Below are 19,907 nucleotides of genomic sequence, written 5' to 3'. Positions count from 1 at the left end.
CTAGCTACCAACCAAGCGCTTTGCGCGTTCGGCCATCCTAGTCACCTGTGTGCCGGCAGTTGCAACTGTTGCCCGGACAGCTGCTGGGGTCTGAACCACACCTCGCCCAAGCACCTCTCCAGTGGTCAATGCACCGATCCGCGACCTGCCCTTGACGCCGGCGGTATTGAAGAGCCCTCGCATGATCCCAGTCGATCCGGCGACAACGGCGGGCGCGGCTGCAACCATCAGGTTACCCGAGATACCGCGCACGATCAGGGGTGTTGCTGCGACGAAACCCTTCGCCAGAAAGACCATGACGAAGAACGGTACGAGCGCGCCGATGTTGGTTGCCGAGTTTGGGTCACCGAGTTGGGCCAGCAGCGAATTCGCCATGCCGACGACGGTCGAAAACATCGCTGCGATGACGATGGGGTAGAAAGCATAGCTGACCGTCGTCGAGACCCACCTATGGAAGAAATCCTTGGTCGCGTCGAAGAGCGACAGAGCGATCATGATCGGAGCGAGACCAAGCATGAGGGTCAGCATCATCTTGGCGAATATGAGCACGATGCCGGTCATGAAGCCAAGGAGGCTCAGCAGCACCAGGCCAATGCCTCCGAGGATCGCGCCGGTCATCCAGTTCAGGTTGTTGCCGATCGCGTTCAGGTATTGGCTGAACTTTGTGATGAGATCATCAAATTCAGAGGCAAAATAGGTAGCGCCCGCTCCGCCGCCACCGACTGATGAGATGAGAGCGCCCGCAACATAGTCAAGCCCACCAATGACGGCATTCGCAACCGCGTTGAAGTTGGCCCAGTTGAAGGCGAACAGGCCAATCAAAGTCAGCTTTATCAGGTACCAGAAGAAGCTGGCCCCATCCATGCTGCGGAATTGGAAGGCCATGTTGATGCAGACGCCGATCAACGAAAGCGTAACCATCAGCAGGACGATCGTGCCGGTATTGCTGGCCACTGCCCCGAACTGGGACTCGGCCGCATCGACAAGGAACGCGTCTGCGGTTCCGACCATCCAGCTGACGACACCCATTACCAGTTATCTTGCGCTTCGCAGAGGTCCTGAACCTCTCTTGAAATATTATCTCGCTGTTCAGCGATTGAACGGCGGGCTTGGGTTTGTTCAGCCTGGGACATCGCTTGGAACCGTTCTTCGTATTCAGCTGACGGGGCGTCCCAAGCCGGGAAGCGAACGTCACAGTCGCAATCACCAGTTTCCTTGATTGCCTGCCATGACCTCAGTTCATAGAGATCCATCAAGGTCCGCGCCTTGTAGGCCTCCCTCGGATTGATTTCGTCCATCCAGGTCGGGCGCGCCGGACGATCGTTGCAGATCCGGTATTGTTGAGGCGACATATCGACCGTGAGATCGTTTGAGATCGGAGGCGAAGTCTGCGCCACAAGGGGGCCCGCCAAGGCGGCAAGCATGAGTGCGAGAATTGGTTTTCGCATCTGGGGGGGTCCTTTTTTACTCAGCGGCAACGGAGGGGCTCTTGTTGACTCTGCCGTCGACCGTGTCGAGGTTCAAATCTGTGGTTTGACCCGGCAGGAAGAACTCGGTGATTCCGCGCGCGCCTTCATGGCGGCCTGCCTGAATGATCACGTCGATCGAGCCCTCAATATAATCGATCATGTCGGCATAGGTCATCGGCACATCCGTTTTGAGGGCGGCGATGGCGAGGCGACGAACAGCAAGTTGTGGGGTCTCGGCATGGAGCGTAGTCAGCGATCCACCGTGGCCGGTATTGATTGCCTCGAGAAACGTCATCGCCTCGCGACCGCGGACTTCGCCTAGGACAATCCGGTCGGGTCGCATGCGAAGCGTTGAGGCCAAGAGCACATCGGCACTGCGGGCATCCGTGTCCCGGTCCGCGATCAACGTCACGGCATTGGGCTGCTCGGGGCGCAGCTCGGCCGCCTCCTCGATGGTGATGATCCGCTCTTCGGGCGGAATCAGCGAAAGGATCTTGCGCGCCGCAACCGTCTTGCCGGTCGACGTGCCACCCGAGACGATCATGTTGAGCTTGTTCTCGACGCAAAACCGCAGCGCGGCGCCGATGTCGCCGGATGTCACCACATCGCGCAGTGCGGCGTTACGTTCGCGGCGCAGGCCTTCGAGGCTGCGCTCCTTGCCATAGAGAAATCCGAGCCGGATCGCCTCTAGCGGCAGGGAGGAGAAAAACCGCAGTGATATTGAAAACCCGCCCTCGACTGCCGGCGGCTGGATCACCTGCGCGCGGATCGGGCGATCTCGATATAGGATCGAGACCGAGACGATAGGCTTCTTGGTGCTTAGCGTGGTCGAGGCGGCGGAGGCGATCTGGTTGCCGAGGTCCTTGATCTCGGTCTGGCTCAGCGGGCTGCCGAGACCTCGCATGAAGTGATCGCCCTGGAATTCGCCCCAGACTTGTCCGTCGGGATTGATGCAGATCTCGATCGTGTCGTCGCGCAGGACCTCGGGGCCGAAACGGTCGAGCGACGCTTCCAGATAACTTGCAGCCATGTCAGAAAATCTCGAGGTCACGATCAACCATGACCGTGATCCGTGTACCCTGATCGACATGTATCACTGGCCGGATCGCCAGATAGTCCTGCATCACGCTTTGCGTGCTATCGCGCAGGTCGGTGCCGACATCACTCGCAACATCGGCCGCCGCCTCGCTGTCGATTTGACCCGCTGCAGCCGCAGGCAGGGCGCCGATCAAGGAGATCAGCGCGGCGGAGCCGAAGCGTTGCGCGAAACGGGTGTCGACAAACCCGGTGGTGCCAGTACGGCCGAGTTCGTCTCCACCGAAGGCGCTGATCTGCACGGTCTGATTATCGGGCAAGATGATCCGGTCCCATGCCACCATGACGCGCGATTGGGCGAGTGCGACATCGGAGCGGTAGCGCCCGATCAGCCGCGCGCCGCGCGGGATCAGGATACGCGTTCCATCGAAAGAATGGACGTCTTCCGAGACGATGGCGCGGATCGCGCCGGGCAGTGTGCTGTCGAGGGCCGTCTCTGTCACAGCCTGAATCATGGTGCCCTGAACAACCGTGTTCGATGGGTTCGCGATCACTTCGGCACGTGTCACCTGTGCAGGTTGCGCGCCCGAACGAACAAAGGCTTCATCTGCATTCAAACGTGCGGCTTCCAGCGTGTTCTCCCTATCCGCACCCGCGCCCATCCCGGAGAACGCGATCATAGGAGACGCGATACGCTCTGCGCGGGCCTCGGCTTCGGCTGCGCGCCGCCTTTCGAGTTCGGCCAGCCGCAATTCTTCTTCACTTGGTCCCAATGAGGTCGGCTCTGGTGGCGCAAGCCTTGCAAGTTCCAAGTCCATTCGGAGCTGATCCAATTCGCGATCCCGCTCTGTCAGCTGCCGCTCGAGGGCACGCTGAGCCTCGGCGGATGCTTCCTGTAAGGTGGCAATTTGCGCCGTCAGGTCCGCAATCGCCTGCTCCGCCCCGCTATCCGCGGCCTCGGCCGGTCTTGCGCGCAGGTCCTCGAGTTCCGCTCTCAATGTCGCAAGACTTTCCATCAGCGCGAGTTCCGACTCGCTCGGACCTGTGTCCGCAGGCGGGGCTTGGCTGGGCTGCGGGGCAGAAATCGGCGCCAGATCTCCGAATCCGGGGCCGCTGGTCTGGAACTCCTCCGGCGCGGCGGTCGCCATTGGTGCTTCTGCTGACGGCTGCAGGGCAGCCCATGCCAGACCGCCTGCTGCCGCGATGCCGACGACCCCAAGGATCGCGGCAAGCGGCGCAGGCCGCTTGCTTGCCTTCGCTTTGCCTGTCGAGCCTTCGAGAGCCGCGAGGCGCGCGGCGAGGTCTTCCGTACCTTCGGTCATGATGTGGCCTGCCCTGCGTCCTGGACGCAAACCACCTCTTCGCCAAGGCGAAGGACCCATTGTCGGTCGACGCCGGACACGCGGATGACGCCGTCACTCAAGGCCTGGCTGTTCACCGCGCGTTCCCTGCCGTTCGAATATCGGAAGATGGCGGGCACCGGCGCATTCCGTGCGAACCGGAAATACGTGAAGGTACCATCATCCCAGATGGCCGTCGGCGTGAACTCTTCTCGGGCGCTGACCGCATAGTTCGCGTTCGGCGCATCGGCCGCAACCGCCCTGGTGGGTTGCACGCGGTTTTCAGGATAGCGGAACTGCACGACATAATGCGGCGTCTCCCGGGCTTCGACGACATGGAAGTAGTAGGAGCGACGGTTGGTGTAGACGGTGATGTTGGTGGCGACGCCAGATGCTGTCGGCTTGATGGCGAAGGCACGGCCACCCGGGACACCGTCGAATTGAAACCCGACCGTATCGCCGGCGATGATCGAGCGGATGGTTTCACCCTCACCGAATTCGACTGTGGTGACGCGGGTCAGAGTCGTGACGACACGGTAAACCTGGCCTTCAGTCCAGGTCGCCACGCGCACGCGATTGTCATGAGAACCTGGGCGGGGCGTGGTTTCGGCCAAGGCAGTCGTTCCCGCGAACGCGAGAATACTGGCGGCCAGCAGCGCAGAGATTGGAGTGCGAGTCATTCGGAACGGTCCGATCGGATGGCATATTGGGTGACGATGAAACCGAAAGGGTTTTGCCAGACATCGTCGATCGCGCGGGTCCGCTCGGGCCGGAATTCGAACATCAACGTGGCAGTGAACGATCCATCCTGTACCCCTTGCGGGCTTGTCAGGCGCTTTCTGAGCCGCACCTGGGCGCGGTTATCGCCAATAAGGGTGATCGATGCGATCTCAACGGCCATCTCGGCCGCAGCCCCGTAACGCGTCGGCGGATAGCTGTCCTGCCCCGATGTCCACATCGCGCGCATGTTGGCTTCGGCCGATCCGGAAGACTGTGCCAGGACACGGCGGACACGAAGATCGTTGTCGAGCTGGTTGTAGGTCTCGCGGTCGAGAATGTAGCGGTAGATTTGCGCTTCGATCACGGCAGGCCGTTCGGCGAGCGACACGGTTTCAACCGTGGCATTGGGGAGCGCCATCCCGGTCGCGGGATCGTAGGGCACAACCACGGGAGGCGGCGTCTCGACCATCAGCGCGACAGCCGCAGCCGTCAAACAGCCGAATACGCCAAAGCCTGCCCCGGAAATGCCGATCATCCGCCAAAGCTGTTCCCGGCGCAGAGCACCGTAGACAAGTTCCTCTTCCACCAGCTCGCGCGCAGTCATCACCCCTGCCCCACTCATGGCTCAAGGTCCGGCAAGGTGAAGTCCATGTAACGACGTTCTTCGGCGACGGTGGCGGCATCAACCACGCCTGCATTGCCTGCGCCGAGGGTCTGGATCGCTTCCAGCTCCCACATCCGGGTCATGGCGATGGCGAGTTCCGCCGTGACGCGTGTGTTATGATCCATCGAGGCTTTGAGATCTTCCATGTCCGGGATCATCTCGACCAGACGTTCCACCCGTTCGAGCGACTGTTCCGCCTCTGCGTGGCTGTTCTGCGCCGCCGCCGACATCACAGCACCTGTGGTTGCCCGCGTAGCCACGCCTTCGGCGCCCGGATTGCCGCTGGTGGCGATCTCGCGGAGTGAATCCTCGTCGAACCCGGCGCTTGCCAGCGCCTGTTCCATCTGCGTGCGCATGGGCCCGGCATTGGGCCCGATGAGAGCGCTCCAATCGCCCGCCTGGATGCCTCGGATCAGGCCGGGGATGTCTTCGAAGTTGGCCTCAAGCAAGGTGTCGAGGTCCCCGCCCATGGCAAGTCCGAGGATGCTGCGCGGCCCGGTGAGCGAGGCATACATCTCGTTCAGCTGATCGAGTTGGCTTTGCAGCATGTCCAGTTGCTCCAACGCATTGTCCAGAAGATCCGTTTGGATCCCGAAATCCTGCAGCATCTGTTGGAGCTGGCGGATCTCCTGAGCAATGTTCTGAGTGTCCACCGTGGGCACACCCTGTGCCGCGGCAGGTCCGGTGACATTGAGGGCGAGCGCGAGAGCAATGCTACCGGCGAAAAGGGAACGGGGCAGGCGCAGGTTCAACGCAGATCCTCCTGACTGAAATCCATGAATTGCCGCTCGGCAGCCTGGGCCGCCGCCAAGGCGATCTGTTCCGCACTGAGTGGCTCGGTTCGGGCGGCCTTGATCCGGGTCCGGATTGCGACCAGCCGGGCCAGTTCGGCCCGGGCATAGGTGTTGAGCGCGATGGCCTCGTGGAGATCCTCGGTCTCACCGATGCGGGTGATGATGTCCTGAACCCGCAGGGCTGCGGCCCGGACCGAAACCAGCGAATAATCGCCATAGACCCCGGCGCCATGGGCCGAGAGGCTGAAACTCGCGTTGGCGAGGAGCACAGGGTCGATGGTGCCGAGCGCATCGATGCCGCCTATGGCCGCGAGGTAGCTGTTGTACTGCTGCGGGATCACCACGACATAATGCTGGGTTTCCGCGAAAGGCGGCACACCGCCATAATCCTGCACATTGCCCGGCCCGGCGTTATAGGCGGCGAGCGCATGGATAATGTTGCCATCGAACATGTTCAGCATTTGTGCGAGGTATCGCGCACCGCCGGTGACCTGCAGATAGGGATCGTCGTAATAGGCCGGGTAGATCCCGAGATCGCCCGCGGTACCGGGCATGATCTGGGTAAGTCCGAAGGCCCCCACGGGTGAGCGTGCCCCGATCTGGAAACGGCTTTCCTGCCAGATCAGCGCCTGCAAGAGACAGCGCCATTGCACGAGCGAAAGACCTGCGCGGCCGACCCCGGACAGACTATGGGTGTCGCGTGCCGCGCGGATGATCAGCTCCTCGATCCCCTCCCGGGCATCGCCGAACATCCGCGCTGCCGCTGGATTGGCGTCCTCGGGCGCATAAAGACTGGCGGCCGCGCTTTCGACGTTGTCTACCGCCCCCTGCCCCGCCTCGAGCCCCGCCACGGTTCCGGCCACGTCTCCAGCGCCAAGCGACATGGCATCCATCAGCCCTTCGAGGGAGGCGAGTTGCTGGCGCTCGATTTCGGCCAGTTCCTCCTCGCGGCTTAGCTGGTCCTGCTGCAGTGCCAGGTCACGATCGGTCTGCTCAAGGATGGCCTGCCGCTCCGCGAAGAGGCGCAGGTCGAAGGTCGGCACGCCCTGGGCGATCGCTGGCCCCGCCGTGGGACCTGCCAGCGCAAAACCGATCATTGAGAGAGGAAGCCAGGTCCGCATTGGCTTAGCCGCTCGCCCCCAAGAGGACAAAATCGCAGGCCGTGTCGCGGCGCGTAACCTCCGCCCCCATGGTCGAGATCGTGGCGGTGGCGGTTCCTGCCTGCGCAGGAGCCTCGCGAAAATTGAAGCAGTTGGCTTGCGGGGGGTTATGCTGCGCACAGGCTGTCAGGGTCAGGCCGAGCCCGAGCAGTACGACGCTGCGAATGATGGTACGGGTCATGTCACTCTCCAGAAATCATGACGTTCGCGATAATCGGCGCCGACAAGCGCTTCGCCCTTCTCCATTCCGCCAAGGATGGTCACGAGCGGGCCGAGCGCGCTGAGATCGGCATCGATCACGACGGAACCACGGTCGTCGCGTACAAGCGCGAGCCGCGAGGCCGAGCCGACGCCTAGAAGCACGTCGAGCTCTTTCTCGGTCAGGCCGAGCATCGCGTAGTCAGCGGCGGAAGCACGAATGTTGGGCAAGAGCACCTGGGTTGGCACAGCTTCCACGATGGTCTTGCCGGTGCGCGTGCGCTCGAGCTGGCTGGCATATTGCGTCATCATCACGACGACGGCGTTCTGCTTGCGGGCGGTCACCAGCCAGTTGCTGAGTCGCTCCGCGAAGTAGGCGTTGTCGAGGGCTTTCCATGCCTCGTCGATGACGATGATGGTGGGCTTGCGGTCCTCGATCACCCGCTCGACCCGGCGGAAGAGGTAGGACAGGACCGCCATGCGTTCCCGCTCGCTCTCGGAATCGAGGATGCCGGTGAGGTCAAAGCCCGCGACGTCTCCATCGATGCTGAAACTGTCCTCGGCATTGGCCCCGAAGATCCAGCCGTAGCGACCCTCGGCTGTCCATTCCTGCATGCGTTCGTAGAGATCGCCCTCGTCGTCCGTCGAGACCAGCAGCGAGGCGAAATCCGACCAGTTTCGCAAGGTAGCATGTCCTGCGCTCGCGTTCTGGCGCACGACCTCCTGCAGCCGGTTGGTCTGAATAGGGGTCAGCGGTCGATCGCGCCGCTCCAAGAGGCTCGCGAGCCAATCAGCAAGCCATGCCTGGCCCCGCATGTCGATCTCGGTCTGGAGCGGATTGAGGCCCGTGGGCCGTCCGGCCCGCACGGTCGAATAGCTGCCGCCGAGCGCGCGGACGGCCATCTCCATGCCCGCGCGATAGTCGAATACGAAGACCCGCGCACCTGCCCGCCGTGCCATGGTCATCAGGAAAGCCGCCAGGACGGATTTGCCGGAGCCGGGACGGCCGAGGATCAGCGTGTGGCCTCCCGTGGGCTCGCGATCCGGCGCGCCCTGTTCGTGGAAGTTGAAGCGAAAACCACTGCGCTCGGGCGTCGGAAAGAGCGTGATCGGCACGCCCCAGGGGACTTCCCGCCCTGTCTTTCCGAGCGGGGTGCGGTGGAAGGTAGCGAGATCGGCGAAGTTGTGGTTCGTGATTGCGGCCTTGCGGCTGCGCGCCCCTATGTTCCCGGGATGCTGCGCCATGAAATGCGCCCGCGCCCCGAAGGCTTCCGAGATCAGGTTGATCCCGGAAGTGGCGGAGATGTTGCGGATTTCGGCCGCGATGTCGTCAAGCGCCGTCTGGGTGCGGGCATAGACGGCCACGGTCATGTGGTGCTCGCCGAAGATCAGGCGTTTGGATTCCAGATCGTCCTGCGCGAGTTCCAGTTCCTGGGCGAGACTGACGGCTCCGTCATTGGCGGCCTGCATTAGCCGCAGTTGCCGCTTGATCCGGCCCGCCATGATGTTGGCGTTGATCGGCACAAAAGAGTGCGTGACCACCATGTCGACGGGCAGATTCAACTCGTCGAGCATCAGGCTATCGGTCTTGGCCGGGTAGTTCTTCACCGCAAAGATCGCCCCGAGCTTGTCGCCGACGGCACCGTCCGAGAGTGCGATGGTCGTGCCGCGGAAGGTGACGCGCGTATTGGCTACGTCCTCGGCGATCACACCGATGCGCGACCGGGGGAAGAGCGGGTGCTCCTCGCCCGTGTTGAGTGAACCGAGGAAGCCCAGAAGCTCGCCGGTGCTTGCGGCCAGCAGGCGGGGCTTCAGCTCATCGAAGGAGGACAGCAGAAAGCCCACAACCTCGTCGAGCTTGCGCAAGCGGCGGGTGGTGTCGGCCGCATGTCGCGAGCGAGACGCCCCAAGTCCGAACGGCAAGCGGCTGCCGGTCTCAGGTCGCTTCAGCACGGTCAGGGTCAGCGTCTTGTCGCGCAAACCCGCGCGGCCGAGATGCGCGTGCCATCGTTTGTCGACGGCGGCAGCAAACCCCTCGCCCGGAATGGGCGGCAGGGTCACATCGACCGCTTTCGAGACCTTGTGCAGGTAGAAGGAGAACTCCGTCCCCACCTGCGCGACGATGCCAGCCAGCAACCCTCCGATCCGGTCGAGATGCCCGTCCTCGCTCGTGGTGCTGTTCACCCCTTCGAGGCGGATGCACTGCATCAGTTCGTTGCCGCGTGTCCGGATCGTTCGGTCGGTCACGAGGCTCACATAAGGCAGCATCATTGAGAGCCGCTTCTCGCCCTTGACCCATGACGGTAGCGCGGTCAGTGGATCGATGGCGTTCTCAACCTCATCGGCAATTCCATCACGGGGCATAGCTGTCGCCTCCGTGCAGCTTGCGGTTCGTCGTGGGCGGGGTTTCCTGCAGGGTGATCACCAGGACATCGAGGAAGTTCGGATCCCAGTCTGCGGCCTTCCAGAGCGCCGGCCAGGCCAGCCCCGCGAACACAGCCACCACCCAGCTCTGCACCCAGAGGAACAGAAGCGTCGAGCCGAAGAGCCAGACCATGGCGTACATGATCGGCAAGCCCATCAGCTTGGGTGGCCTGAGAAGACCGATGAACACGCGGGACTGGTCAGCCATGGATGGAGCTCAGGTTGTCCAGATGGCGGCGACGATGGTGGGTGCTGCGGCGATGCCGGCGATTGCAACCACGACCCAGAGCGCCTGACGAAAGTCGAGGATGCCAAAGAGCCAAGAAAGGAACACCCCGATCAGTGCGAGCGTGCCAATCACGATGCCCAAGGGGCCGGTGATCGCATCGACAATTCCTTGAAGCAGGGTCTGTACCGGCGAGAGGTCGATGCTCTGTGCAAGCGCTGGACCCGCCAGCACGATAAGGGCCATCGCGCTGAGCGCGACGATCGAAGGTCTCGATGTCATGAAAGATCTCCTCTGAGCCGCTCAAACACGGCAGTCACACGGGCCACATGCCCTTGGGTTTCGCGGAAAGGGGGAATGCCGCCGTGGCGCGTGACCGCCTCCGGACCAGCGTTGTAGGCCGCAAGGGCCAGAGAGCCTTCGCCGAACTGGTCGAGCATCATCAGCAGGTAGCGGGCTGATCCGTCGAGGTTCTGCGCAATGTCATGTGGGTCCACGCCGAGGTCGCGGGCGGTGTCTGGCATAAGCTGCCCAAGGCCTATGGCACCGACAGGGCTACGCGCTGCGGGATTGTATGCGCTCTCGACTTCGATATTGGCTCGGTAAAGGAGCGCCCAATCAGTGACTGAAAGCCGTGCGCGACGCAGTGCACCATGCCCGGCATACCGTAGAGCCGTGGTCTCGATCGCATGGAGGATTTCTGGGGTGGCGCGGGCGGCAGATCGAGCCGGGATCGCTGTCTCGCTCGTTGCGTCAGGAACGCGAGGTTCTGCGAAGAGAAAAAGACGCCCGTTTGCCTCTTGAGAAGTGGAAATCAATTGGCCGTCTCGGCCAACCGAGAAGATGAAACCGTCGGCCAGGGCCGGGGGCGCGGAACAAACGCCTGTACCCAAAGCAACGACGAGCGCAGTCGCGCGGTCAGCTGCCTTTGACCGGAGGCGCGGCGTGGCGCTCGCGGCCACCTTCTTCAAGTGGGATGCTAGCGGTCGTACAGCCCATGTCGGCCAGGAAACTGACAAGGCCAACGATGGTTTTGAAGTCGCGGAGCTTGAGGACGCTTCGGCTGGTGACGAGCATCTTATCGTCACGCCCATCAGTGGCGACGGCGCGGATGACCCACGAGCCGTACCAGCTGTTATGGCGCTTCTCTGCTCTCTCCTTGCAGACCACCTCAATGAGGTAGCCCTCGGCGAGCAAGCCGCGCAGTCCGTCTTCTGTAACCACATTCGGGGCTTCTTCTATCATGGCCTTCCCTTGGGTCCTTGTTCTGCCTGGGTGCAGTATCAGGCCCACGGGGTCGCAACACCGTGAGCGATACAAAACAACATTAATGATAGCAAGACAATAATAACGTGTTGACGAAGTTCGCCTTGCTCCGATAACGGTGATAGCCGACAGAATGATAATCTTAAAGGCGGCAAAGGAGTTTTGCCCTGCGCTTGTTTATTGCGCGCAACGCACCGTTGCTGTTCGCGTTCCTGCTTGGAAGCATGCCGATAGCCGCGGCAGCAGATTGCGTACCTCCCGAACGACCGTTCTTGCCTCAGTCGCAAGAAGACATGGGTGCCTACGCCGATCTGATCAGAAGCGATTTCGAGACCTACATTGCCGATGTGCAGGACTACTTCCGTTGTCTCGACGCCGAGCGCGCTCGCGCCTTTGGTGAGGCGAGGGAGGTCAGTGATGACTACGCCAGGTTCCTGAATGCTCTCGAGTAAGCGACTACGGGTTTGTGCCGCCAGTAGAAATCAACCGTTAGACCAACGCTCCGTCAGTCTCCAACGCAATGATGTTTTTCAAGCGGGCGATCATGTCGTCACCAACTGCGACATCCACGCTCGCCGTCTCGATGATCGTCTCCTGACCTGATATCCGAAACTGGGCCTGAAGACCTTCCGATCCTGAAAGATCTTGGTGATGCGGATAGAGCAGCGTCAGTCGCGGGGCTTTGTACAGGTGCGCATAGGCCATCATCTGATAGACGTCGCCTTGGGACACTCCTTGTTTTCGATCATCAATACGGGAGGAAATCTGCTTCCACTTCGTGTCGATCACATGGACAACCTGCCCCGCACGCCAGATCAGGATATCGGGTTTCGTCTGGAACACAGCGCGGTCATCATCGAGCGATGTCAGGCAGAATAGTCTCCCGCCTTGTAGAGAGACCCGATACTCCGTGCGTGCCAAAGCGCGTGTGATCAGTCGGCCGACATATTCCTCAAAAAGTGCGTTCATCTCAAAGAGGAGTGCAGTCCCCCGCCCCACCCCGGCACTCGTCGTTTGGTACCGATTGCGCAGAAAAAGTTGCGCCATCCCGAACAATTCCTGCCACGCCCGGTTTGTCCGGTCGATGATGACCTCATACCATTTCAGCGCAGGAACAGCGACTTCGGATATATCGGCGTAGACGAAAGCCAGTTCGCGCAAACGCTGTTGATTGGCGGGACTGCGCGACATTCTGGAGAGATGTGCGACCGTTGCTTTCATGATGCGGTTCAGAGCGATGTCTTCTGACAGCTCATCAAATTTGCAAGCGAGCCGTGAGGGGTTCGCTGTGTGACGAGTAAATTGACGAGGCAGATTGAGCGTCCCGCGCAACGCTGCAAGGTCATCCTCTTGGACAATATATCGCCGCGGCATGCCGCGACGAACGGCATCGGTCAGCTTGCTGCAGAAAATACGGATGAGAATTTCCAGAAGCGTTTCGCGCTGCCAGTCAAGCTCTGTGATCTGGCCTGTCTCGATTTTTAGGTCCAGTGCGACTGCGAGCATGTGAACAAGACGCTTGCGAATGGCAGCATTCTTTCTTGCTTCGCCTCCTTGCCCTTCGACATCGATCTTGGGAAGAATTTCAAGGCTGCAGCCATCGGTTGCCAGGACCCCGACAACGCCACGCGCCCGCAGTTCATGGCGCCGATCCTCAAGCACTCCGCCTCCACCCCTTCCTGCAAAGGTCGATGCTCTGGCGAGCGCCGCGAGACGCTCGGCAAAATGATCGGGAATGCAGCCGTCCCCTTCGCCGTGGGGCAACGTTTCCCATTCGCGCAGGGTGAAGGCCGACATCAGGCCGCAAACTCCGAGAAGTCGAATTTGTCTTTGACCGTCCACCGCAGTTTTTCGCTAGAAAAGTCGTCTTCAGTCATGCCTCCGGGTACCGCAATTTGTTTGGCATCGAGGAAGCGGGCGGGACCGTGAGTAGAGTCGCCAAGAACAGCTGCGACCTTGGACCAGTCCTCATAGAAATACTCAGCCAGAAGAGGGATCACCTTGTCTCGCATGACGCTCTCAATATCCGCCCGCGTCTGGCAGCCTGTGAAGTACGCGTGCCCGATTTGATGCTCCCGGTCGAACAGATACTCAATTCGCTCGTTGACCGTAGACAGCAGCTTTTGCAGATCGACCCCATCAACGTTGTCCGACAAAACTGAAGGGTCGGGCATCAGTTCCTTGAAAGAAAACCGGCGGCGTAGCGCCGTGTCCAACAGCGCGATGGAGCGATCGGCCGTGTTCATCGTACCGATGACATGGAGGTTCTGAGGCACGCCAAAGGACTTCTTGGAATAGGGAAGCGTGAGGCGGATCTCGTTGTCCGTCCCGAGCCGCTTGTCGGGCTCGAGAAGCGTGATCAACTCGCCGAAGACCTTCGAGATGTTTGCCCGGTTGATCTCGTCGATTATGAGGACGTGCGGTCTTGCCTCCCGATGGATCGGTTCGCCGCCGCTATTCATGTAGCTTTCGATTGCAACAGAATCGAGGCGGGCCCGATCGAGGGCATAGATCGACTTCATGGTGAAATTGCTATCGTAGATCTCGGAGGCAGGAACCCCATCTCTGTCGACCCAGAGCCATCGCACGGACCGCCTGTGGCAGTATTTCCGGTTGTCCCGCTGTCGGTATTGGTACTCCCCCGTGATTTCGCCGATGGCCCGGAACAGTCGGTTGCCCTTGGTGACAACGATGATGTCTCCCACGTCCAACTGATTGCGGAAAACGTCCACTTGGCTCACTTGGCCCGACTGGAGAGTAACCTCGCCTTCGCGCTCGCCATGAGTACGACAAGCCTCCAGTATCTCCTCGACATCGGAAAACCTGTCGTCGGAGAAGTCGATGTCCTCCCAGCCGAGGAGCGTGTGCCCCTCGGAGATGGCTTCCTCGAACAGGTAGTCCTCCGCGGCCACGTTGGCGCGCGCGATCGACATCTTGAAGACCTGCCGCCCGTCGAGGGAAACGACGTTCTCTCGCGGTACTGTCGGCACGCCCTTCTCCGCACGCTCCGAGATGCGCCTGAATATGCCGGGTGCGGGCTCCAGCCGGAACCCGGTACCCGCCGAGCTGTCCTCGGACTGATCCGTAGTCGGTCGCAGTCCCTCGATGAACTCCTCGTAGGACATAGACTGGTGGAAAGTCACGAATTCGATGCGCCCCTCGCTCACGAGGCTGCGGTACGTGCTCATGAGCTCTGCTCGGCCATCTTGTCCATTTAGTGCAGCAGTAGCCTCGTCACCCAAGCACAGCCGGACGGCCTCCCATGCCGTCTGATACGTCTTGCCCGTGCCCGGCGGGCCATAGAGGATCAAGTTTACGGCGGATGGCGAGGGCGCTTTTTTTGTGTCGGTCACGGTGTCCGCCTCCGGTTGGGAATTTAGCGTATAGGTGAAAACGGTCGAACTGCTTGGATTTGGTTCGGTGCTCGTGGGCGGTGGTACTTGCGCAAGTTTCTGGAATTTTTCACCGCCAAGTGCCTGGCAGATGTTCGGGAACGCGTCTTTCAACCCGATTGCCGTAGCAAGGTCTCCTGCGCGGATGGAGACCTCCCTGGCCGACTTTTCCCGGGCAGGTTCGATGAAATAGTTCAGGGCGCAGAGCCTGATCCGGTCAGCGCCTTCCATCAGGTGTTCGTACCGCTCAGGGCGCTCGGTGGGCTGATCGTTTTGGTCGACGATGATGTAACCGGCGTTGTGAAGACGCGCAGCAGCATCCGCCTTCTGTCCCCAGCCACCGTTTAGTTCTGTCTTGCCGAGAATGAAGCCAATTAGCGGTTTGGTCGGATATACACGGTTTTCGCGCTCACGCGATGACCGGACCCAATAGTCGCGTGGCTCACCGAAGGCACCAAAGATATCGCTATGAGCCCCGTTCGCACGGTAGCTGTCGTATGCGTCCATCGCGGCTTCAATCTGGGCTCGATCGAGTACCTGGCTCTTTGCGCCTTCCTCCATCGCATAGTTATGGACGACCCAAAGCGCACTTTGAATGTCGATCATATCTCGAGGTGCGAGGCCGCGCTCTTCGAATGCCTGACGCACTGCCTTCATAAAGCGCATCTCATCCGCGTAGGTTTCGGCAAGCGTTGAATGCTTTGGGAATGGTGTTCCTACTGCTTCGCGCCATAGATCCTGTCGAACGGTATGCCGGATGTAGACTGCCTGATCTGGCCATAGATGAAAGAAAATGAACTCGCCGATCTGCCTCGCCGCGTCTTCCGTGCCTTTCGGCACGGCCTCTTTCCAAATGCCTGCGAAGATGTCGAGCGCCGCCGCATGTTCTTCCGGAGATCTAAGTGCAGCACGTACAAGCGACGAAACGGCGGGATCGAGAAGTCCGTGGTCAGCATTGCTCTTTGGGCTTAGAGGTTCGCTCGTGCGCCAATCCAAAAGGTTGTTAGAGTCGGTCGCGGCGGTGAAAACGGCTTCTGTAATCGAGCTGTCATCGCCTGCGCTTTCTAGGGCCGGGCGCAGCTTGTTGATCGTTGCCAGTTTGTAGTTTCGTTCTGCTTCATCAAAATCTGGATCCGGGCGATCGAAGCGATCAAGGCTTGGAAAGAAGTGTTGCAGACGATCTATCCAGCGCTTCACGGCAGTCGGGTCGAGTTGAAAGTCTCCCGCAAAGCCAAGAGCGGTCAGAGCTGCGCGGGCTCTGTCGGGATCGAGGTCACCAAGTTTCCAAGCATCGATATCGTGGAAACCTTTTGACTTGAGCCCGTGATGGCGACCCTCACTGTCGCTTCCGGATGGCGGCTTCCTGCTGGGTTCCAGGCCGGCATCGCGCAGAGCAGGCACATGGCTCTCGTGAAACCAGAGGTTTGGGCGATCGTTCGTATACTCGAGACAGAGCGGCCGACCCTGCGGATCGATCAGTGGGCCAAGATAGAGGCTTGCATCGTAATCCGGGTTCGGCCGCAGTTTCGAGTTCCGAATGACTTCAAACACTGCACGGCGATTAGCCGAGGGCTTTCGCTTTATTTCAAGTTCGGAGATGCGGTTTGTGAAACTGCTCCAGTCCATTTTCCCTATCTCGTTGATTCTGGTTGATAGCTTTTCAGCGCGCATAGCGTGTTGATCAGCTGCATTTGTTCCACGGTATCGCACTTGGCCTCGCGCAAGCGCGGTGAGCCGAAGACCAAGGCCAGGCCCTTGGCACGCGACACCGCCACATTGATACGGTTGAGCGAAAACAGAAACTCCATGCCTCGTGATGTCTCTTCGGCAGAAGATGCCGTCATTGAGACAAGGCATACAGGTGCTTCCTGCCCCTGAAACTTGTCGACCGTCCCGACCCGAATGTCATCGGGAAGTGCATCTTGTAGGGCATTCACCTGAGCGTTGTAGGGGGCCACAACAATGATGTCAGACCGGCGCATGGGTCGCTCAGTGCCGTCTTTTTCAGTCCAGGTGCCCGTCAGAAGGTCGTCAATCGTGTCCTGAATTGCGGCAACCTCTTCGGAAGCGATCTGCGCATTGCCTTCATGGTTCACGGGCACCCAAAAGGCACCCGCAGCTGGGAAACTGGTTCCCGATACGCCTCGGCGGACCGTATCTGCGTGACTGATCAAACGACCTTCGTAGACCTGATCGGAGATGAAACGGCAGACGTCGGGATGCATCCGGCGCGTGACGGGAAGGAAAATCCCTCTGTCAGGCGGAATTGTTGCGTGATCGCCCAGCATCCAGTCCAGGCAGGAAAGATTTGCGGGTTCAGGGTGTGCCCCTTGGATCACTTGCGGAAGCTGTCTCGGATCGCCAACCAGCACGATGTTTTTTGCAGAGCGCCCCATGGCAGCCATGTTGGCCAAGCCAACCTGCCCCGCCTCATCAACGAACAGCCAGTCGTATGCCTGCACATTCTCTTCCCGCGCAAAAAAGAAAGCAGTTCCGCCCACGACATGACCGCCACTTGCGGCTTCGGCGTTATCTGTAGTGCGTTGAATTGGACAATCGTCTGGGTAGCCATCGTCGGACCCGGAAACCTTGTGAATCAGATCCAGCGTGATCGGCAGATCTTCGTCTTCAAGCGCACCTAGGCACCCCATCAATACGTTGCGGATGGCCTCGTGGCTGTTCGATGTGACACCTACGCGCGCGCCTTTTCGGACAAGAGACAGGATCGCGCGGGCAGTGACGAACGTTTTGCCCGTGCCCGGGGGGCCCTGAATAGGCAAAACCGTTTGATCCATCGCGCCGACGGCATCAATCGTGCCTATGACTGGGTCCTCAACCGGCGACAGCGCCCCAGTAGTCAGCCGCGGCGCCGCTCTGCATAGAAGATCATCTACGGCCCGGTAGGACTTAACCGTGCATTGATCGGCGATGACGTCCTGCAGAGCCGCTGCGATGACCTTGGTATCAAGCGGCCAATCGGGGTGGAGAGAGAGGCGATCCTCCAAAAGGTGGCCTTTTCCCGGTCCGACCTTGACCGTAATCTCGCGTCTTCTCCGGTCCATCTCCTCGATATTGACAGAGACCGGGGCGCCATCGAAAACAGGAACGGTGGCTTTCTTTCCTGGCCGCAGTTTTGTCTCTTGCACTGGAAAGCGGTAGCGGCGTGCAAACGAACGCTTTACCGGCTCGACAGCGGAAATCGCTTCCAGCCCAGCTAGGGCGTCCAAATCGTCGATGAGGTTATCTTCGTCTTTCGCGGCGCTGTCAAAAACGGCCCATTGGGCAGGTTTGACCTCGCGCCTGTGAAAAAGACCCAGATTGAACAGTAGATCCTGCCGCTCATCCGGCAAAGCAGAAGCGGCAATCCGCTCGCGGAGCGCCCTTGTCTCTCCGTCTTCCTCAGCTTCTTTTGGAGCCGCGTCTTCGCCAATCGATGGCCACGGTCCTGCCGGGCGGATGCCAACCAGCCAGTCTCGCAACTCTTCGGTCGAGATGCAGTCAATACGGTTGTAGTCCTCGATTTCATCAAGGATGTGTTGATCGCCGATCTCGCGCCATCTTTCGTATGCTACGACCGAACCACCCGCTGTTTTGACCTCTCCGTCGCGCTTTCGGTCGTAAAAAGCTTCCATCGATTTGATCGAATAGTTTGGCTCCGAACCAATCAGTCCTCCACGCACGACGGCGAACAGATCGACAAAACGGCGCTCGCGTAGAAGTCGATCGAGAAAGGTTTCGCCGATTCCATATTTGGTCGTCAGCCGCTTGAGAGCCGTAATTTCATAAGGGGCATAGTGATAGATGCGCGCTTTAGGATGCTCTTCCAGTCTTGCGCGGAAGAATGCCAGTAAATCGCTCAAAGCTTGGGCCTCGGCCCTGTGATCATGCGCCCAGAACGCTAGAAATTGCCCGTCAAACCAGAGCCCGTGCAGGTATTCCAGTCCGCCTTCGAAGTGTGGATCTCCTTCGATGTCATAGAAGACGTCGCCAGGCTTTGGTTCTGGCAGCAGGTCAAAGCCTTTGCCAGGTTCAGGCGCCCTCAATTCGAACGTTGGTCCGCCAGTCTTCCGGTCATGCTGCAGACGCGCCTGCGCGACCAGTCGCAAGCGAGTGTTCTCGGACATGCCGCGTACTGGTTGGGCGAGCGCCGCCAGCTCCGCCATGGTCTTGATACCAGCTGCTTCAAGCTTCTTGACCTGGCCCTTCGTGACATTCGCCACATTGAAGAGGCTGTCCTCCTTCGCCCATACATCGGCACAGTGATCTGCCCAACGACACAGTCCGCAGTCGGCGCAAGGCACGGGCCGAGTGGTGGCCGGTTCCGCCACGAAAGCCTCAAGCCGCGCACGGGCTGCTCGAGCGTAATGTGCGTAATCTGCCAGCCGCAGCGTTGCACGCTCACCTGTCCCGAGTTCAACATGCGCAAACACGGGAGGCACACCCTGAATTTCGGTCAGAAGGTCTGAGTAGAGCACGAGCTGCAGAACATGCTTGGGATGCGGTCGGCGTTTCAGTTTGGTGTCGGCCACTTCGTAACTGAATGGTCCAAGCGCCGAGGGCGTATCCACCCGCAAAAGAAAATCCGACCATCCACCCCAGTTCCCGGACAGAAATGCACCTTGGAAGACGACCTCGGCACCCCTTTGCAGTGCCGCGCGTGTCGTTTCGGAATCCTGGGCGATGTTTCCCCGTTCGATCTCCACGACTTTGTTGCCCGCGGCCTTCAGACGTTCGAGATGCGCCAGCTCGTGCGCATCTCCTTGCTTCTGCAGAAGTGCGGCGTCTTCTGTGTCTTCTCCCGGGGTGGGCCCTTCGCCTCTAAGGCGCAATAAGTCGAGGGCGGTCGCATGGGTACATCCCATGAACCGCATCAAGTCAGTCGCCGAAAAAAGGATTTTGTTGTCAATTTTCCGCATGGGTTCCAGCAATCATCAATGAGCGCAACCCTCGGAGCGGAAACGTCTCGTTAGCTTGCAGCTTCTTCAATAACATCGGTGGGTGTCAATATCTGTCGTGCTTGGCAAACATTTGATTCTTGACGCTTTACAGCCGACGACGCGCTGCGGATACTGCTATGCGGCGAAGCTGTCCTGGCCCCGAACAATCCGAAGACTTTTGGGCGCAATAAGGGAAGCGCGCTTGCCCTTTGCTCCCATCCAGAGTGAGAACCCTTTGGCGATTAAGTTTGCCGCATCATCCAGCGTAATGGCATAAACTGC

At 60.1% G+C, this 19,907-nt stretch carries 18 protein-coding genes; 1 reads left to right on the top strand and 17 read right to left on the bottom strand.

All coding sequences use genetic code 11. The features are described from left to right. The 14 genes from AC2FPW_RS22600 to AC2FPW_RS22535 are packed head-to-tail and all read right to left on the bottom strand — an operon-like array spanning nucleotide 1 to nucleotide 11,275. Nucleotides 1–1,029: a TrbL/VirB6 family protein gene (locus AC2FPW_RS22600; protein WP_496810154.1), complete on the bottom strand. Its 1,029-nt coding sequence runs from the start codon at nucleotides 1,027–1,029 to the stop codon at nucleotides 1–3. Further along, a complete protein-coding gene (locus tag AC2FPW_RS22595; RefSeq protein ID WP_496815536.1) occupies nucleotides 1,029–1,448 on the bottom strand; it encodes a hypothetical protein in 420 nt (139 codons plus the stop codon). Before AC2FPW_RS22595 ends, AC2FPW_RS22600 begins: the two co-directional genes overlap by 1 nt. Before the next feature lie 16 nt (nucleotides 1,449–1,464). Beyond that, entirely contained in the window at nucleotides 1,465–2,499 is a 1,035-nt protein-coding gene (locus AC2FPW_RS22590) for an ATPase, T2SS/T4P/T4SS family (RefSeq protein ID WP_496815534.1), read from the bottom strand. Nucleotide 2,500: 1 nt separating this feature from the next. Next, a complete protein-coding gene (locus tag AC2FPW_RS22585) occupies nucleotides 2,501–3,826 on the bottom strand; it encodes a TraB/TrbI/VirB10 family type IV secretion system protein (RefSeq protein ID WP_496810156.1) in 1,326 nt (441 codons plus the stop codon). Continuing rightward, entirely contained in the window at nucleotides 3,823–4,524 is a 702-nt protein-coding gene (locus AC2FPW_RS22580; RefSeq protein ID WP_258093562.1) for a TrbG/VirB9 family P-type conjugative transfer protein, read from the bottom strand. Before AC2FPW_RS22580 ends, AC2FPW_RS22585 begins: the two co-directional genes overlap by 4 nt. Then, complete coding sequence (locus tag AC2FPW_RS22575; RefSeq protein WP_496815549.1) at nucleotides 4,521–5,168, bottom strand: VirB8 family type IV secretion system protein; 648 nt, start codon at nucleotides 5,166–5,168, stop codon at nucleotides 4,521–4,523. The genes AC2FPW_RS22580 and AC2FPW_RS22575 overlap by 4 nt, the downstream gene beginning before the upstream one ends. 14 nt (nucleotides 5,169–5,182) lie before the next feature. After that, entirely contained in the window at nucleotides 5,183–5,980 is a 798-nt protein-coding gene (locus AC2FPW_RS22570) for a type IV secretion system protein (RefSeq protein WP_008336087.1), read from the bottom strand. Continuing rightward, the gene (locus tag AC2FPW_RS22565) at nucleotides 5,977–7,143 is read right to left on the bottom strand and encodes a lytic transglycosylase domain-containing protein (RefSeq protein ID WP_496815533.1); all 1,167 of its coding nucleotides are present in this window, start codon (nucleotides 7,141–7,143) and stop codon (nucleotides 5,977–5,979) included. Before AC2FPW_RS22565 ends, AC2FPW_RS22570 begins: the two co-directional genes overlap by 4 nt. A 4-nt stretch (nucleotides 7,144–7,147) precedes the next feature. Then, on the bottom strand, nucleotides 7,148–7,363 hold the full coding sequence (locus tag AC2FPW_RS22560) for a hypothetical protein (protein WP_496815532.1): 216 nt from the start codon (nucleotides 7,361–7,363) through the stop codon (nucleotides 7,148–7,150). Continuing rightward, nucleotides 7,360–9,744: a VirB4 family type IV secretion/conjugal transfer ATPase gene (locus tag AC2FPW_RS22555; RefSeq protein ID WP_496815530.1), complete on the bottom strand. Its 2,385-nt coding sequence runs from the start codon at nucleotides 9,742–9,744 to the stop codon at nucleotides 7,360–7,362. Before AC2FPW_RS22555 ends, AC2FPW_RS22560 begins: the two co-directional genes overlap by 4 nt. Beyond that, nucleotides 9,734–10,012 carry a VirB3 family type IV secretion system protein gene (locus tag AC2FPW_RS22550; RefSeq protein ID WP_009574151.1) on the bottom strand — a complete coding sequence of 93 codons (279 nt, stop codon included), beginning with the start codon at nucleotides 10,010–10,012 and terminating at the stop codon, nucleotides 9,734–9,736. The genes AC2FPW_RS22555 and AC2FPW_RS22550 overlap by 11 nt, the downstream gene beginning before the upstream one ends. Nucleotides 10,013–10,021: 9 nt before the next feature. Beyond that, nucleotides 10,022–10,312, bottom strand: a complete 291-nt coding sequence (locus tag AC2FPW_RS22545; RefSeq protein ID WP_207077564.1) for a TrbC/VirB2 family protein — start codon at nucleotides 10,310–10,312, stop codon at nucleotides 10,022–10,024. Next, nucleotides 10,309–10,992: a lytic transglycosylase domain-containing protein gene (locus AC2FPW_RS22540; protein ID WP_496815528.1), complete on the bottom strand. Its 684-nt coding sequence runs from the start codon at nucleotides 10,990–10,992 to the stop codon at nucleotides 10,309–10,311. The genes AC2FPW_RS22545 and AC2FPW_RS22540 overlap by 4 nt, the downstream gene beginning before the upstream one ends. Beyond that, nucleotides 10,949–11,275, bottom strand: coding sequence for a hypothetical protein (locus tag AC2FPW_RS22535; protein WP_010138156.1), 327 nt, complete (start codon nucleotides 11,273–11,275; stop codon nucleotides 10,949–10,951). The genes AC2FPW_RS22540 and AC2FPW_RS22535 overlap by 44 nt, the downstream gene beginning before the upstream one ends. A gap of 194 nt (nucleotides 11,276–11,469) precedes the next feature. Between AC2FPW_RS22535 and AC2FPW_RS22530 the strand changes: the two genes are divergently transcribed. Further along, entirely contained in the window at nucleotides 11,470–11,748 is a 279-nt protein-coding gene (locus AC2FPW_RS22530) for a hypothetical protein (RefSeq protein ID WP_496815526.1), read from the top strand. Nucleotides 11,749–11,785: 37 nt separating this feature from the next. Here AC2FPW_RS22530 and AC2FPW_RS22525 read toward each other — a convergent pair whose 3' ends face one another. Genes AC2FPW_RS22525 through AC2FPW_RS22515 form a run of 3 tightly spaced genes read right to left on the bottom strand, consistent with a single transcriptional unit; the run spans nucleotide 11,786 to nucleotide 19,604 of the window. After that, entirely contained in the window at nucleotides 11,786–13,093 is a 1,308-nt protein-coding gene (locus tag AC2FPW_RS22525) for an McrC family protein (RefSeq protein ID WP_496815524.1), read from the bottom strand. Continuing rightward, a complete protein-coding gene (locus AC2FPW_RS22520) occupies nucleotides 13,093–16,314 on the bottom strand; it encodes a DUF8426 domain-containing protein (protein ID WP_496815522.1) in 3,222 nt (1,073 codons plus the stop codon). Before AC2FPW_RS22520 ends, AC2FPW_RS22525 begins: the two co-directional genes overlap by 1 nt. A gap of 5 nt (nucleotides 16,315–16,319) precedes the next feature. Beyond that, nucleotides 16,320–19,604, bottom strand: coding sequence for a TM0106 family RecB-like putative nuclease (locus tag AC2FPW_RS22515; protein ID WP_496815520.1), 3,285 nt, complete (start codon nucleotides 19,602–19,604; stop codon nucleotides 16,320–16,322). Between the last annotated feature and the right edge of the window lie 303 nt (nucleotides 19,605–19,907).

This window comes from Ruegeria sp. SATB027, assembly GCF_059613825.1.
The sequence above is the reverse complement of the archived record's forward strand: the minus strand, read 5'-3'. Positions and strand labels throughout refer to the sequence as shown.

Bases quoted from the DNA above. Each gene is read 5' to 3' on its own strand.
- AC2FPW_RS22575 (WP_496815549.1), bottom strand. From the start codon at position 5,168: ATGACTGCGCGCGAGCTGGTGGAAGAGGAACTTGTCTACGGTGCTCTG.
- AC2FPW_RS22590 (WP_496815534.1), bottom strand. From the start codon at position 2,499: ATGGCTGCAAGTTATCTGGAAGCGTCGCTCGACCGTTTCGGCCCCGAG.
- AC2FPW_RS22520 (WP_496815522.1), bottom strand. From the start codon at position 16,314: ATGGACTGGAGCAGTTTCACAAACCGCATCTCCGAACTTGAAATAAAG.
- AC2FPW_RS22555 (WP_496815530.1), bottom strand. From the start codon at position 9,744: ATGCCCCGTGATGGAATTGCCGATGAGGTTGAGAACGCCATCGATCCA.
- AC2FPW_RS22525 (WP_496815524.1), bottom strand. From the start codon at position 13,093: ATGTCGGCCTTCACCCTGCGCGAATGGGAAACGTTGCCCCACGGCGAA.
- AC2FPW_RS22600 (WP_496810154.1), bottom strand. From the start codon at position 1,029: ATGGGTGTCGTCAGCTGGATGGTCGGAACCGCAGACGCGTTCCTTGTC.
- AC2FPW_RS22535 (WP_010138156.1), bottom strand. From the start codon at position 11,275: ATGATAGAAGAAGCCCCGAATGTGGTTACAGAAGACGGACTGCGCGGC.
- AC2FPW_RS22565 (WP_496815533.1), bottom strand. From the start codon at position 7,143: ATGCGGACCTGGCTTCCTCTCTCAATGATCGGTTTTGCGCTGGCAGGT.
- AC2FPW_RS22560 (WP_496815532.1), bottom strand. From the start codon at position 7,363: ATGACCCGTACCATCATTCGCAGCGTCGTACTGCTCGGGCTCGGCCTG.
- AC2FPW_RS22550 (WP_009574151.1), bottom strand. From the start codon at position 10,012: ATGGCTGACCAGTCCCGCGTGTTCATCGGTCTTCTCAGGCCACCCAAG.
- AC2FPW_RS22595 (WP_496815536.1), bottom strand. From the start codon at position 1,448: ATGCGAAAACCAATTCTCGCACTCATGCTTGCCGCCTTGGCGGGCCCC.
- AC2FPW_RS22545 (WP_207077564.1), bottom strand. From the start codon at position 10,312: ATGACATCGAGACCTTCGATCGTCGCGCTCAGCGCGATGGCCCTTATC.
- AC2FPW_RS22515 (WP_496815520.1), bottom strand. From the start codon at position 19,604: ATGCGGAAAATTGACAACAAAATCCTTTTTTCGGCGACTGACTTGATG.
- AC2FPW_RS22585 (WP_496810156.1), bottom strand. From the start codon at position 3,826: ATGACCGAAGGTACGGAAGACCTCGCCGCGCGCCTCGCGGCTCTCGAA.
- AC2FPW_RS22580 (WP_258093562.1), bottom strand. From the start codon at position 4,524: ATGACTCGCACTCCAATCTCTGCGCTGCTGGCCGCCAGTATTCTCGCG.